The organism is Rhodococcus sp. GA1 (assembly GCF_024321955.1).
GTDB classification, from domain to species: domain Bacteria; phylum Actinomycetota; class Actinomycetes; order Mycobacteriales; family Mycobacteriaceae; genus Rhodococcus; species Rhodococcus pyridinivorans.
In genome coordinates this window covers 3,281,375-3,294,519 of the sequence record NZ_CP097186.1, presented here as the reverse complement: position 1 = coordinate 3,294,519, position 13,145 = coordinate 3,281,375, and the positions used below count along the sequence as shown (strand labels likewise).

The following is a 13,145-nucleotide window of genomic DNA, read 5'->3' as shown; positions in this document are numbered from 1 at the left end:
AACCGCCGGAACACACGAGCCCGCCCACACCGATTCGGTGCGGGCGGGCTCGTGGACGACGGATCTATACCGGTTCAGGTTCCCTCGCTTCGTGCTTCGCGGCTTCCTGCTGCGCGGCCTCGAGCTTCAGGCGTTGTCCGAGCACCGACTTGCGGCGACCGTAGACGAAGTAGATCGCCACTCCCAGGATCATCCAGACGGTGAAGCGGATCCACGTCTCGACCGAGAGGTTGAGCATGAGCCAGCCGCAGGCGAGGACCGCGAGGATCGGGACCAGCGGCACGAGCGGCACCCGGAATCCGCGGGGCAGGTCGGGGCGGGTACGGCGGAGTACCATCACGCCGACGCAGACCAGGACGAAGGCGAACAGCGTGCCGATGTTGACCATCTCCTCGAGCACACCCATCGGGAACACCGCGGCGAGGACGGCCACGACACCACCGACCATCAGGGTGATGCGCACGGGCACACCCTTGTGGTTCGTGACGGCGAGCTTGCGGGTGACGAGTCCGTCGCGGGACATCGCGAACAGCACGCGGGTCTGGCCGAGCATCATCACCATCACGACGGTGGTGAGGCCGGCGAGGCCACCGATGTTGATGGCCATCTGCGCCCAGGTGATGCCGTGTGCCTCGAAGGCCGTGGCCAGCGTGGCACTGCCGTCACCGACCAGCTCGCTGCCGGTGCGCAGGTCGGTGTACTTCACCATGCCGGTGAGCACGAGCGTGACGCCGACGTAGAGGACGGTGACGATCGCCAGCGAACCGAAGATGCCGCGGGGTAGGGCCTTCTGGGGGTTCTTGGTCTCCTCGGCGGTGGTGGCGACGACGTCGAAGCCGATGAAGGCGAAGAAGACCAGGCTCGCTGCGGCGAGGAGGCCGTACCAGCCGTAGGTGCTGCCGCCCGCGCCGGTGAGCGCCGAGAACAGCGACTGATGCAGACCGGATGCGGCGCTCTCCGCCTCTTCGGCCTGCGGGACGTACGGCGAGTAGTTGGACTTGTCGATGTAGAAGATGCCGACGACGATGACGAGCAGGACCACCGCGACCTTGATGGCGGTGACGACGGCGGAGACCCGCGACGAGACCTTGGTGCCGATCGCGAGGATGATCGTGATGGCGCCGACGATGAGCAGCGACCCCCAGTCGACCGTGATCGGTCCGAGGTCGATCGACGCGTCCCCGCCGAACATGCCCCCGAGATACATCGACCATCCCTTGGCGACGACCGCGGAGGCGAGGGCGAACTCGAGGATCAGGTCCCATCCGATGATCCAGGCGACGAACTCACCGAAGGTGGCGTAGGAGAAGGTGTAGGCGCTGCCGGCGACCGGTACCGCAGAGGCGAACTCCGCGTAACACAGTGCGGCGAGACCGCACGCGATCGCGGCGAGGACGAACGCCAGCGAGATGGACGGTCCGGCGAGATTGCCGGCGGTGCGGGCGGTGAGGGTGAAGATTCCGGCTCCGACCACGACGGCGACGCCGAACACGGTCAGATCCTTGGCGGTCAGTTCTCGTCGTAGCCGCGAACCGGGTTCATCGGTATCCGCGATCGACTGTTCGACGGATTTGGTCCGCCAGATGCCGACTCCGGGCATTGTGTGCTCCTCGGGGTGATTGCGGCGCCCGCCACGCCCGGTCCGGGCGAGGGGTAGGCATGTCGCTCACTTCGCGCGCATTACGTTGCAGCAAGCAGTGTTTGCGTGAGCATTTGATGTAGCAATCATGGCACTGGCTCGTGAAGTGTCAATATCTTTCTGTTCGGCTGAGCATTATGCTCGAGTGGTGACGCGCATCACAACGGAAAGGGTGTCATCGTGTTCAGTCTCGACCGGCTCGACGCAGCTCTCCTCGGAGAGCTCACGCACAACCCCCGGGCAGGAATCGTCGACCTGTCGGCGAAGCTCGGCATCGCCCGCAACACCGTGCAGTCGCGCATCAGAAAACTCGAGGAGTCCGGTGCCGTCACCGGATACCGACCGGTCGTCGACCTGCCGAAGCTGGGTGTGCCGCTGCAGGCGTTCATCGGCGCCGAGCTCGTCCAGGCACAGATGGGGCATGTGATCGCCCAATTAGGCCGATTCCCAGAGGTATTGGAAGTCCACGCGACAACGGGCCGGGAGGATCTCCTGATCCGGATGGCGGCGCAGTCCCAGGAGGACCTCCTGTTGGTCCTCGAACGGCTCCACGCCATCGAGGGCGTCGCGCACACCACCACGACGCTCGCGCTCACCACGCCGATCGAGTACCGGACGCAGCCACTCGTCGAGCACATCACCCGCAATGCGGGGCACGGGCGTTCCTCGTCGGCCGGAAACTCCTGAAGACACGAGAAGGGGAGGCACCTCGCGGCGCCTCCCCTTGTTCCCCTGTGCGGATCAGTTCCCCTGTGCGGATCAGTTCCCCTGTGCGGATCAGTTCCCCTGTGCGGATCAGTTCCCCTGTGCGGATCAGTTCCCCTGTACGGATCAGGCAGTATCGATGCGGCGCTCGGCGATCCGGTTGGCCGCTGCGCCCGGCGTGACGCCGAGAGTGCTGGAGACGTCGAAGATCTCGGCGGTGCGCTCGAAGATCGACTCCACTCGTGTGCGGACGACGTCGGCGGCGGATCCGTCGACCTCGCCGGCGACCTGGATCAGTCCGCCCGCGTTCGCGACATAGTCGGGCACCCAGACGATTCCGCGCTTGCCCAGCAGGCCCTCCACCTCGGGCTGCGCGAGCTGGTTGTTGGCCGCACCGCACACGAGACGTGCGTCGAGGTGGGCAGCGGTGGTCGAGGTCAGCGTGCCGCCGAGAGCGCACGGGGCGTAGACGTCGGCGGACGAGGCGACGACGTTGTCGGTGACCTGCGCCGGGAACTCGTCGACCACGCGGGCGACCGCGGCGGGGTTCACGTCGGAGACGATCACCTCGGCACCGTCGGCGACGAGCAGCTTCACGAGTTCGTAGCCGACCTTGCCGAGACCCTCGACACCGACCGTGCGACCCGCGAGAGTCGTTTCGCCCCAGACCGTCCGAGCGCCGGCACGCATGGCCTGGAAGACACCGAGTGCGGTCAGCGGCGAGCTGTCGCCGGATCCGCCGGCGGCGACGGTGCGCCCCACGGCGTGGGCGGTGTGCCGACCCACCACGTCGAGGTCCTCCGCGCGGGTTCCCACGTCGGCGGCGGTGATGTAGCGACCACCGAGTGACTCGACGAATCGTCCGTAGGCGGCGAGCAGTTCGTCGTTCTTGTCCATCTTCGGATCACCGATGATGACGGCCTTGCCGCCACCGAGGTTCACACCGGACACCGCGGCCTTGTAGGTCATGCCCCACGACAGTCGCAGCACGTCCTCGAGTGCCGACATCTCGTCCGCGTAGGGGTAGAAGCGGGTGCCGCCGAGGGCGGGTCCGAGTGCGGTGGAGTGGATCGCGACGATGGCGCGCAAGCCGGTGGCCGCGTCGTGATGGAAGACGACCTGCTCGTGCGGACGGTCGGTCAGACGGGCCGAGCGGCCGAACACGCCGTCGGACGTGGTGAACTCGGGGAGGTCGAGGGCAGAGGTGGTCATCGGTGGGTTCCTTTGCAGCAGAGGGTGTTCGTGCTTCAGAAGTCGGTGTCGATGCCGAGCTCGGCGAGGCGGGCCCGGTACTGCTCGACGGAGCGGAGCTTGACGTCCTCGTAGCCGCGCACCATCTCGGGCAGGGCCGCGATCTCGACGGCGCGGTCGTAGGAGTCGACGTCCAGGCCGGCGGCGAGCCGCTGGATCGTGGCGGTGTAGTGGGCGAGCAGAGCACGCTCGACGCGGCGGACGTGGGCGTAGCCGAAGGGATCGAGCTTCGTGCCGCGCAGACGCTTCGCCTTGGCCAGAGCCTTCAACGCGACATGCGATTTCGGTCCGAAGCCGACCTTCTTCTCACGGCCGAGTGCACGCAGCGCCGGCGGGTGCAGGCGGTAGGTGAGCTTGCGCCCACCGGGGACCTGGCCCTGCACCTCGTCGAGGAAGGCCGGGTCGACGAGCATGCGGGCGACCTCGTACTCGTCCTTGTAGGCGGTGAACTTGAACAGTCCGCGGGCGACGGCCTCGCTGAAGTCCGTGCGGTTCGTGACGCGACGCTCGGCCTCCCAAGCCGCCTGCACCTGCGCGATGTAGCGGGCGGCGAGGGCTTCGCTCTGGAAGTCGATCAGCGACGCGGCGCGGATCCGCACGAGCCGCTCGACCTCGCCGGTGAAGGTGGTGCCGGCGAACAGACGCTCCGGTGCGACGGTGGCGGCGCGCTCCGTGGGGGCCGGTGCGGTCGCGGCGGCGAAGGCCGCGGGATCCGCGACGGCCACCCGGCCCCAGCGGAAGGCGGCGATGTTGGTCGCGACGGCCACACCGTTGATCTCGATGGCCTCCTCGATGGCGTCGGCGGGGATCTCGAGTCCGCCGAGCTGATGGGCGGCGCCCACGACGAGGAAGTTCGCGGCCGAGGTCTCACCGAACAGCGCCTGGGCTGCGGCGAGGGCGTCGAACGAGACGGTCGTGCGGGTCGCGGTGTCGAGGCGGGCGAGCAGGTCGTGCTCGTCGGGGTGCCGGACAGAGCGGTCGTAGACCATGTCGCCGGTGGGGACGCGGCTCGTCGACGCGACTGCCACGGTCTCCTCACGGTTCGCGTAGGCGAGGTTCTTCGGCTCGGTCGCGGTGAGCAGGTCGAGCGCGAGCAGAGCGGTGGCACCGCCCGGGCCGACGCGGTTGCCGGGCTCGAGTCCGTCGGCGGCGAAGCGCAGGTGGGAGACCACCGGGCCGGCTTTCTGGCTCATGCCGATCTGGTCGAGCGACTCGACCTCGAATCCGGCGCGTAGCGCGGCCGTGGCGAGCACCTGGTTGACGGTGACGATGCCGGTGCCGCCGATGCCCGCGAGGAAGACGTTGCGGGTGCCCTTCGGGGTGTCGATGGCGGCGTCCGGGATGCGCGGCGGGGTCGGAGCCTTGCGGCGCTTGGGCTTCTCCGGCGACGTCTCGACGGTCACGAAGGACGGGCAGTCGCCGTCGAGGCACGAGTAGTCGGTGTTGCAGGAGGTCTGATCGATGCGGGTCTTCGAACCGAATTCGGTGTCGACCGGCTGCACCGACAGGCAGTTGCTCTTGACGCCGCAGTCGCCGCAGCCCTCGCACACCGCTTCGTTGATGACGACGCGGGTCGTGCGGGCGGGCAGGGTGCCACGCTTGCGCTGACGGCGTGCGTCGGCGGCGCAGTGCTGGTCGTAGATGAGCACGGTGACGCCCTCGATCTCGCGCAGCAGCTTCTGCGCCTCGTCGAGCCGGTCGCGGTGCCAGACCTCGGTGCCGCGGGCAAGGGTGCGCTTGCGGAGGCGCTTCGGTTCGTCGGAGCAGACGATGATCTTGCGGACACCCTCGGTGGTGAGCTTGTGGGTCAGCGCCGGGATCTTCAGGGCGCCTTCGGCGTCCTGCGCGCCGGTCATCGCCACGACGTCGTTGTAGAGCAGCTTGAAGGTGATGTTCACGCCGGCGGCGACGCACGCCTGGACGGCGAGCTGACCGGAGTGGAAGTAGGTTCCGTCGCCGAGGTTCTGGAACATGTGGCCGATGTCGGTGAACGGCGCCTGGCCGATCCACTGCGCACCTTCGCCACCCATCTGGGTCAGGCCGGTGACGGCGCTGTCCTTGCGGCCGGACAGGGTGACGAGGGTGTGGCAGCCGATGCCGCCGCCGCCGATCGAACCCTCCGGCAGTGCGGTGGATCGGTTGTGCGGGCAGCCGCTGCAGAAGTAGGGGGTGCGCTGGGTCGACAGCACCTCGAGCGACAACTGCGGCAGCGGTGCGGGGCCGAGTTCGACGTGGCCGCGGAGCACGCGACGCAGCGGGCCGCGCAGGCGACCGGCGGTGAGCTCACCGTCGACGGGCACGAGCGGGCGGCCGTCGGCGTCCTTCTTGCCGACGATCTGCGGGGCGTTCGCGGTGCCGTAGAGGATCTCGCGGATCTGGGTCTCGACGAAGGCGGTCTTGTCCTCGACCACGATCAGTTCGTCGAGGCCGCGGGCGAATTCGCGGACGATCTCGGGACCGATGGGGTACGGCATGCCGATGCGCAGCAGGCGGATGCCGGCGCGGTGCAGCGCGGCGTCGTCGACACCGAGGTCGAGCAGGGCCTGGCGCAGGGCGTCGAAGGTGGTGCCGGTGGCGGCGAGGCCGACGCGGGCCTGCGGCGGGTCGACCTCGATCACGTCGAGGCCGTTGAGGCGACCGTATTCCTGGACGATCTTCCAGCGCGGGCCGTAGAGGTCGGCCTCGGCGATGACGCTGTCGCCGGGCGCGGCCATGGGGCGCTGCTTGTAGACGAACGGCCGTCCTTCCCATTCGATCTCGGGGACCGTGATGGGCAGGTCGGAGATGGAGCCGTCGACGGACCAGGCGCCGTCGGCGACGTCCGCGACGATCTTGAGGGCGACGAGGCAGCCCGAGGCACGCGACAGCGCGACGCCGTGCAGGCCCAGGGTGACGATCTCGGCGGCGTTGCGCGGGAACAGGACTGGGATGCCGAGGGCGGCGAGGGATCGCTCGCTGACGGCGGGCACGGTCGACGACTTCGACGCGGGGTCGTCGCCCACCATGAGCAGCACGCCGCCGTTCGGGTTCACGCCGTACATGTTGGCGTGACGCAGTGCGTCGGTGGCGCGGTCGAGGCCGGGGCCCTTGCCGTACCAGACGCCGACGACGCCGTCGTGAGTCGGTGTGCCGGCGCCGAGCTGTCCCTGGCTGCCCCACACCGCGGTGGCGGCGAGTTCCTCGTTGAATCCGGGCACGAAGGTGATGTCGTGCTCGGCGAGGACCTTCGGCATGCCGTGGAGCATCTTGTCGAGACCACCGAGGGGGCTGCCCTGATATCCGGAGACGAAGGTCGCCACCCGGCGACCGTCCCGCATGGCCCGTACCTGCTGTTCGACGAACAGCCGGGCGATGGCCTGCACGCCGGTGAGCAGCACGGTGCCGGAGCCCGAGCGATATCGGTCGTCGAGGTCGTAGGGAAGTCGTTCGCTCTCCCGGATTGCGGTCTCGGTCATTGCGTACCACCCGTCCTTCGTCGCGGCGTCCGATTGTGTCTGCGCCACTTCGATCGCGTCATTTGGTACAGCAATAGTTGATTGAGCTAGGCGAACTCGTCAACATAAGATTTTCCAGCGCATCATTTTGATTAGATGTGATGCACGACACACTGGATGGATGCGCACGGTGCTCAGTTCCGGACGATCCGGCGCATCCGCCTGGGGAGGATTCGCTCTACCGTTCACGCGGAGGTCGGGCGGTCTCGACCACTTCGACGGCAAGGTCGCGCACGAGTTGATTGCGCTCCTGGGACAACCTGCGCAGCATTTCGAATGCGCTCTCCGCGTCGATGCCGAAGCGTTCCATGAGAACGCCCTTCGCCTGCCCGATGACATCCCTCGAAGCCAGGGCCGCGCGGAACTGCTCCTCGCGCACCGCGGCCACCGCGTCGAAGGCCGCATGCGTCGCCAGGGTCGAGGCGATGTCGATGCTGCCGTCGTCGAACGCACCCGCGTGCGAGCTGTGCAGATTGAGGGCTCCGATCGTGTCGTCCGTCGTGTACAGCCGGACCGCGAGCATGGAGCGAACACCCAGACGGGCCGCTCGGGAAGCGAACGCGGGCCATCGGTCGTCGTGCATCTCACGAGCGAGTTCCTCGATGGATTCTCGCAATTGTCGTTCGAACCTCACCGAGTTCGCACTACGAGCGCCGCGGCCTTCACCGGTGTCCATACTGCATCGTGGCATCGAAACGGCGACGGGGTTGCAGCGTTCGACCGAGGGGTATTGCCCTCGGTAGCCGGAATCGGTGTCCGGACGCCGCACCCGGTGAGGTGCTGCCGGTTCAGACATGCAGCCGGCAGCACCGCCCGGGGCTACTGCACCGAACCGGTCAGCGTGAACGGTCCATCAGGCCGGTTCCCATCGCAGCCGCGGCCACGCCCAGGACGAACACGATCGCACCCACGATGACGTGGGACCAGATCATGGACGTACTGGTATCTACTCCGCTGACCAGCCACGGCGAGACGAACAACCACAGACCGAGCAGCGGCGCGACGAACGCCAGGCCGTGGGTGCGGCCGTAGGCCGAACCGAGCGCCATGGCGAGCAGTGCGACCGCGAGGCCGCAGATCAGATTGGTGGTGGCGAGTGCCGTCTGATCGGCGAAGCCGATGATCCAGGCGGATGCCGCCGCGTACAGACCGGCAACCATCATCAATCCGTCGGTGACCTGGACTGTGGGCTGTTCGCCCATCCGGTCGTAGCGTTCGCGCATCTCGACGATGTCGGGATGGGTGTGCATTGCAGAATGAGCCGATGATGTCGACATTGTCCTCATCTCCTCGTGGGTGAGAAGTCCGAGGGGCCCTCCTGGGTCCGACACTATTATCGTCGTCCCGGGCGGGATGTTCCCGTAGGGTAGAAAGTCCCGACTTGGTGATCTCGGGCGGAGCGCACCGTATCGATCCGGACCATCAGGGGACGAGGACGGCAGCGCCGCGCACGCGGTCGCCGGCGAGATCCGCCAGCGCGCGATCGGCGTCGTCCAGCCCGTATCGCATCGTCGCGACCCTGATGCGGTGCTGCCCCGCGAACGCGAGGAACTCCCGGGAATCCTTACGGGTATTGGCGGTCACCGACCGGATCTCGCGCTCGTAGAACAGGTGCCGCTGGTAGTTCAGCTGCGGAACGTCGGTCAGGTGGATGCCGGCGATCGAGAGGATGCCGCCGCGGTCGAGTGCTTCGAGTGCAGGCGGCACGAGGTCGCCGACCGGTGCGAAGAGGATGGCGGCGTCGAGGGGCACCGGTGGTGCGTCCGCGGCGCCCTGCACCGACGCGGCCCCGAGTTCGCGAGCGAGATTCCGCGCGTCCTCACTCCTCGTCATGACGTGCACCTCGGCACCTCGCGCCAGGGCGACCTGCGCCGCGATGTGGGCGCTGCCGCCGAAGCCGTAGATGCCGAGCCTCCCGCCGTCGGGGACCGAGGCGCGCTTCAGCGCGCGGTAGCCGATGATGCCGGCACAGAGGAGCGGAGCGAGTTCGATGTCCTCGTATCCGTCGGGCAGCGGGAGGGCGTACGCCGCCGGTACGGCGACGAACTCGGCGTACCCGCCGTCCTCGTCCCAACCGGTGTATCTCGAATCCGGACACAGGTTCTCGTCGCCACGACGACAGTAGCGGCACTGCCCACAGGTCGAACGCAGCCAGGCCACGCCGACGCGGTCGCCGTCGGCGAACCCTTCGACCGCCTCCCCCGCTCGATGGACTACCCCGACCACCTCGTGCCCCGGGACGACACCCGCCCGGTGGACGGGGAGATCGCCCTCGGCGACGTGCAGGTCGGTGCGGCACACACCGCACGCCAGCACGCGCACCAGAAGATCGTTCGGTCCGGTCTCGGGAAGCGGGACGGATTCGAACCGCAAAGGGTGACCGGCGACGGGGCCGGGCTCCACCACGCGCCACGCTCGCATCGACTCAGGCAGAGCCCGCCGAACCCCCGCCCTCCGGACCCCCGCCCTCCGAAGCTCCGCCGCCCGGACCTTCGGTGTGCCAGGGCCGCACATCCGGATCGTCGTCGGCCGGCGGCTCCGGATCGCGTGCCTCGTCGGCGCGGGTCGGACGGTTGGCGCGGATCATTCCTTCGGTTTCCTCTGCGAGCGCGTCGTCCTTCTTCGGACCGTGCTTGTCGCTCCCTCGTTCCATCTCTCTGCTCCTTCCGATGGTTCGCCGAGAATCCGTCTGTAACGCAGCGGCTACTCGGTTGCGGGTGGGACGTGGTCGGGGTCGTAGTCCTCGACGCCGGCGGCAATGCGTTCCTGCTCCGTGCGGTACTCGAGATAGTCGTCGTCGACGCGGTCCGGCGACTTGCCGTGCTCGCGCCGATCCTTGGGCGCGGACTCGGTCGGGTCGATCACGTCGTCGAGATCGGGAGTGTCGTGCGGTCCGGTCATGATCTTCCTCCGAACATTTCTCGGTGAAAGGCGGTCTCCCTAGGACTACCCCCGCCCGGCTCCCCGAACCACCTACCCCGGCAGGATGCGAATCCCCGTCGGTCGCCGGAGTGTTTGCCCTCGCCGGTAGTGGTGAACCCCTTGGTACATGAGCAGCACAGACGGTTCTGCCGATCCGTACGACGCAGCCGAAGATCCCGACGCCGATCCCGACAACCTCCTCTCCAAGGCTCCGCAGCAGCCCGACCAGGCGGAGGGCGAGGACGAACCGGACGAGACCGGCGATACCGGACGATCCTGACCGTTCGAAGGAGACATCGATGACCGAAACCGCCCACGAGGGACCGAATTCCGGCGGCACGGATGTCGTCACCATCCTCACCGAGGACCATCGGGAGATGCTCGAACTTCTGGGCCGAGCGGAGACCACGCTCGACGCGGAGGAGCGCCGCGATCTCACCGATGCGGCGATCGCCGAGGTGATGAGGCACTCGGTCGCCGAGGAAATGTTCGTCTATCCCGAGATGGAGAAGCACCTCCCCGGCGGCACGGACGCCGTCGAACACGACAAGGAGGAGCACGACGAGATCGTGCAGGTGATGAAGCAACTCGAGGGCGCGGAAGCATCGAGTGCGGAGTTCACGACGTTGGTGAAGAAGTTGCAGGATCTTCTGCGCCACCACGCGAACGACGAAGAATCCGACCAGTTCCCGGCGTTGAGGACGCATCTCGGGCAGGACACCCTCGTGGAGGTCGGCACCAAGGTACAGGCCGCCAAGAAGCTGGCCCCGACCCGACCGCATCCGTCCGCGCCGCATTCCGAACTGTTCCACAAGACCGTCGGACCGGGGGTCGGCATGGTGGACCGACTGCGCGACGCACTGACCGGACGCAATACCTGAGCGTCAGGACGGCGCGGCACCCCGTCACGCCGGGTCGGGTTCCTCCGGCGCGCCGTCCTGAGCGCTCGTCCGGGCGAAGAAGGAGATCCTCCCGTTCGTCTCGAGCACCGCGAGGTCGATGTCGGCGAACCGCCGGATGCCCTGTTGACGCGCGGCGGCCATGAGGTCGTCGAGGGACAGACGTTCCCGTTTCAGGTTCTGCAGGTCGGGTTCACCGTCCTGGACGATCACCACGGGGACCCCGTGCGTGATGCCGCGCATCCGCGGAAATCGGGCGTTGATCATCGACAGGGCCAGGGTCAGCACCGCGAAGACACCGATGGTGAGGACCGCACTCGTCATCGACACGTCGTCCTGGGTGATCCCCTGCTGCACGAGATCACCCATAGCCACGAACAGCACGAGTTGGAAGGTGCTCAGTTCGCCGACACTCGACCGGCCGACGAGGCGGGTGATCCCCCACAGGAACAGGAACAGGACGAGCGCGCGGATCACGATTTCCATCAGGGCACCAACCAGGTCTCGAAAAAGATTGTCACTGCCGATTTCTCGCCGTCCATCACCGAGACGGAGCCCGATTCGCCCCATTGCCTCCCGGCCCGGATCCGCACGTCGAGCGCGAAGGTGAACTCGTCGCCGGGTGGCGGGTCGAAGGTCAGGTACGCCAGCCCCTCGCCCGCGGTCTCCGAGGACGGCTCGGGCAGCCGGCCCCGCATCTCGAGGACCTCGAAATAGGACGTGTCGATCGCCAGGACGATCTCCCCGTCGAAACCGCCGTCACGGCGCACCGTCACCTCCCAGGGAACGTCGAGACCGGAACGCGCGATGCGCGGATAGGTCAGGTCGAGTTCGTACCCGCCGCCCTGCACGGTGGCCGTCGAACTCCGGACGCCGAGAAAGCCCAGCACCCCGGCCACCAGCACGATCACGAGCACGGCCGCTGCAGCGGTCCGCAACCGCGCCACGCCCTTGCTGCGAGCCACCTTCCCGACATCGTCGAGGGTGGATTCCGGCCCGTTCTCCATCTGTCCACGTTGACACACAACCGGTGACAAACGGTGGATATCCCCAGGCGTTTGAGCTGCTCGAGCAGGGGTAGCCGCACATAGCACCACGGGCCAACCGAGGCGGCGTCGAGACCAGGCGCCACGGGGTGTCTTCACGGGCGCGTCTTCATGCGCAACGCGTCTTCGCACGACAATCGGCATTCGAGGGAGCAACATGTTTCGTCACACAGACCATCTGCAGTTCGACGCCAAGCCGGAGAAGCCCGATCCCGTCTACGCCCGCAAGCTCCAGGAGCTGATCGGCGGCGCGTACGGTGAGATGACCGTGACCATGCAGTACCTGTTCCAGGGCTGGAACTGTCGAATGCCCGGCAAGTACAAGGACATGATCATGGACGTCGCCACCGAGGAGATCGGGCACGTCGAAATGATCGCCACCATGGTGGCGCGTCTCCTCGAAGGCGCACCCGCCACGGAGTCCACCAAGAACGCCGCCGCCGACCCGGTGGTCGCAGCGGTACTCGGTGGCATGGATCCGCAGCAGGCCATCATCTCCGGTGGCGGCCCCACCCTCTCCGACAGCAACGGTGTGCCCTGGAACGGGCGTTTCATCGTGGCCAGCGGTAATCTCCTCGCCGACTTCCAGGCCAACGTCGCCGCCGAAGCGCAGGGCAGGGTGCAGACCGCACGCCTGTACAACATGACGGACGATCCGGGCGTCAAGGACATGCTCCGGTTCAACCTCGCCCGCGACACCTACCACCAGAACCTGTGGCTCGCGGCCATCGAGGAACTGAAGGCCGACGGTATCGAGCCCAGCCCGATCGCACCGAACGCGTTGTTCGACGAGGAGCACTCCGAGCACGCATCGAGCCTGTGGCACCTGTCCGACGGCGCGGCCTCCGATCAGGGTCGCTGGGCGCACGGCACCGGTCCCGACGGCACGACACCCATGTCGTTCCTCGCCGACCCGGTCCCGCTGGGCGATGTGGCGAGCGCACCGCCGCCGGACCCGAAGCTGTACGCGAGCTACGACGGATCGCAGGGCAAGCCCCGTTCTGCCGCAATGGGAACGGAGAAGGGACTCATGGGCAAGATGAAGGACGCCCTCGACCCCGACAATCCCTGATACTTCCTTCCGATGCAACCGCCCCGGCTCCCCGTGAGCCGGGGCGGTTGCGCGTGAAAGTACCTTCCCGACGGTTTGTTTCGTTACCGGTTTGTTTTGTGACGTGAGGGAGCGGGA

14 protein-coding genes are annotated in these 13,145 nt (G+C 67.5%); 4 read left to right on the top strand and 10 right to left on the bottom strand.

Annotation, left to right across the window (positions count from 1 at the left end; genetic code table 11):
- Window positions 1-64: 64 nt before the first annotated feature.
- On the bottom strand, window positions 65-1,600 hold the full coding sequence (locus M3330_RS15635) for an amino acid permease (protein WP_024101981.1): 1,536 nt from the start codon (window positions 1,598-1,600) through the stop codon (window positions 65-67).
- Window positions 1,601-1,819: 219 nt separating this feature from the next.
- Here M3330_RS15635 and M3330_RS15630 point away from each other — a divergent pair, with 219 nt between their 5' ends.
- Window positions 1,820-2,326, top strand: coding sequence for an Lrp/AsnC family transcriptional regulator (locus M3330_RS15630; protein WP_006553105.1), 507 nt, complete (start codon window positions 1,820-1,822; stop codon window positions 2,324-2,326).
- 144 nt (window positions 2,327-2,470) lie between these two features.
- Here the strand turns inward: M3330_RS15630 and M3330_RS15625 are convergent, their stop codons facing one another.
- The 7 genes from M3330_RS15625 to M3330_RS15595 all read right to left on the bottom strand — a co-directional run bounded on the left by M3330_RS15625 (window position 2,471) and on the right by M3330_RS15595 (window position 9,990).
- On the bottom strand, window positions 2,471-3,556 hold the full coding sequence (locus M3330_RS15625) for a Glu/Leu/Phe/Val dehydrogenase (RefSeq protein ID WP_193902621.1): 1,086 nt from the start codon (window positions 3,554-3,556) through the stop codon (window positions 2,471-2,473).
- A 35-nt stretch (window positions 3,557-3,591) separates the two neighbouring features.
- Window positions 3,592-7,050, bottom strand: a complete 3,459-nt coding sequence (locus tag M3330_RS15620) for an indolepyruvate ferredoxin oxidoreductase family protein (protein WP_024101983.1) — start codon at window positions 7,048-7,050, stop codon at window positions 3,592-3,594.
- A 217-nt stretch (window positions 7,051-7,267) separates the two neighbouring features.
- Window positions 7,268-7,672: a GAF and ANTAR domain-containing protein gene (locus M3330_RS15615; protein WP_277915644.1), complete on the bottom strand. Its 405-nt coding sequence runs from the start codon at window positions 7,670-7,672 to the stop codon at window positions 7,268-7,270.
- 253 nt (window positions 7,673-7,925) lie between these two features.
- Window positions 7,926-8,339: an SPW repeat protein gene (locus tag M3330_RS15610; RefSeq protein ID WP_024101985.1), complete on the bottom strand. Its 414-nt coding sequence runs from the start codon at window positions 8,337-8,339 to the stop codon at window positions 7,926-7,928.
- A gap of 172 nt (window positions 8,340-8,511) precedes the next feature.
- A complete protein-coding gene (locus tag M3330_RS15605; protein ID WP_024101986.1) occupies window positions 8,512-9,510 on the bottom strand; it encodes a zinc-binding alcohol dehydrogenase family protein in 999 nt (332 codons plus the stop codon).
- Between the two features lie 4 nt (window positions 9,511-9,514).
- Entirely contained in the window at window positions 9,515-9,742 is a 228-nt protein-coding gene (locus M3330_RS15600) for a hypothetical protein (RefSeq protein WP_024101987.1), read from the bottom strand.
- Between the two features lie 50 nt (window positions 9,743-9,792).
- On the bottom strand, window positions 9,793-9,990 hold the full coding sequence (locus M3330_RS15595) for a hypothetical protein (protein ID WP_006552608.1): 198 nt from the start codon (window positions 9,988-9,990) through the stop codon (window positions 9,793-9,795).
- 148 nt (window positions 9,991-10,138) lie between these two features.
- Here M3330_RS15595 and M3330_RS15590 point away from each other — a divergent pair, with 148 nt between their 5' ends.
- Both M3330_RS15590 and M3330_RS15585 read left to right on the top strand, forming a co-directional pair.
- A complete protein-coding gene (locus tag M3330_RS15590) occupies window positions 10,139-10,291 on the top strand; it encodes a hypothetical protein (protein WP_019290944.1) in 153 nt (50 codons plus the stop codon).
- Window positions 10,292-10,310: 19 nt separating this feature from the next.
- Window positions 10,311-10,892, top strand: coding sequence for a hemerythrin domain-containing protein (locus M3330_RS15585; RefSeq protein WP_024101988.1), 582 nt, complete (start codon window positions 10,311-10,313; stop codon window positions 10,890-10,892).
- A 24-nt stretch (window positions 10,893-10,916) separates the two neighbouring features.
- Here M3330_RS15585 and M3330_RS15580 read toward each other — a convergent pair whose 3' ends face one another.
- Entirely contained in the window at window positions 10,917-11,396 is a 480-nt protein-coding gene (locus M3330_RS15580) for a DUF421 domain-containing protein (RefSeq protein WP_024101989.1), read from the bottom strand.
- Window positions 11,396-11,917 (bottom strand): hypothetical protein, encoded by a 522-nt coding sequence (locus M3330_RS15575; protein ID WP_024101990.1) that lies wholly within the window; start codon window positions 11,915-11,917, stop codon window positions 11,396-11,398. The genes M3330_RS15580 and M3330_RS15575 overlap by 1 nt, the downstream gene beginning before the upstream one ends.
- Before the next feature lie 196 nt (window positions 11,918-12,113).
- On the opposite strand from M3330_RS15575, the gene M3330_RS15570 reads away from it, so the two are divergent.
- Complete coding sequence (locus tag M3330_RS15570) at window positions 12,114-13,028, top strand: manganese catalase family protein (protein WP_024101991.1); 915 nt, start codon at window positions 12,114-12,116, stop codon at window positions 13,026-13,028.
- The last annotated feature ends 117 nt before the right edge of the window (window positions 13,029-13,145 follow it).

Excerpts from the sequence above, each read along its gene's own strand:
- M3330_RS15610 (WP_024101985.1), bottom strand. The coding sequence starts at position 8,339 with ATGCACACCCATCCCGACATCGTCGAGATGCGCGAACGCTACGACCGG.
- M3330_RS15605 (WP_024101986.1), bottom strand. The coding sequence starts at position 9,510 with ATGCGAGCGTGGCGCGTGGTGGAGCCCGGCCCCGTCGCCGGTCACCCT.
- M3330_RS15575 (WP_024101990.1), bottom strand. The coding sequence starts at position 11,917 with ATGGAGAACGGGCCGGAATCCACCCTCGACGATGTCGGGAAGGTGGCT.
- M3330_RS15635 (WP_024101981.1), bottom strand. The coding sequence starts at position 1,600 with ATGCCCGGAGTCGGCATCTGGCGGACCAAATCCGTCGAACAGTCGATC.
- M3330_RS15595 (WP_006552608.1), bottom strand. The coding sequence starts at position 9,990 with ATGACCGGACCGCACGACACTCCCGATCTCGACGACGTGATCGACCCG.
- M3330_RS15620 (WP_024101983.1), bottom strand. The coding sequence starts at position 7,050 with ATGACCGAGACCGCAATCCGGGAGAGCGAACGACTTCCCTACGACCTC.
- M3330_RS15590 (WP_019290944.1), top strand. The coding sequence starts at position 10,139 with ATGAGCAGCACAGACGGTTCTGCCGATCCGTACGACGCAGCCGAAGAT.
- M3330_RS15600 (WP_024101987.1), bottom strand. The coding sequence starts at position 9,742 with ATGGAACGAGGGAGCGACAAGCACGGTCCGAAGAAGGACGACGCGCTC.
- M3330_RS15580 (WP_024101989.1), bottom strand. The coding sequence starts at position 11,396 with ATGGAAATCGTGATCCGCGCGCTCGTCCTGTTCCTGTTCCTGTGGGGG.
- M3330_RS15615 (WP_277915644.1), bottom strand. The coding sequence starts at position 7,672 with ATGCACGACGACCGATGGCCCGCGTTCGCTTCCCGAGCGGCCCGTCTG.
- M3330_RS15625 (WP_193902621.1), bottom strand. The coding sequence starts at position 3,556 with ATGACCACCTCTGCCCTCGACCTCCCCGAGTTCACCACGTCCGACGGC.
- M3330_RS15570 (WP_024101991.1), top strand. The coding sequence starts at position 12,114 with ATGTTTCGTCACACAGACCATCTGCAGTTCGACGCCAAGCCGGAGAAG.
- M3330_RS15585 (WP_024101988.1), top strand. The coding sequence starts at position 10,311 with ATGACCGAAACCGCCCACGAGGGACCGAATTCCGGCGGCACGGATGTC.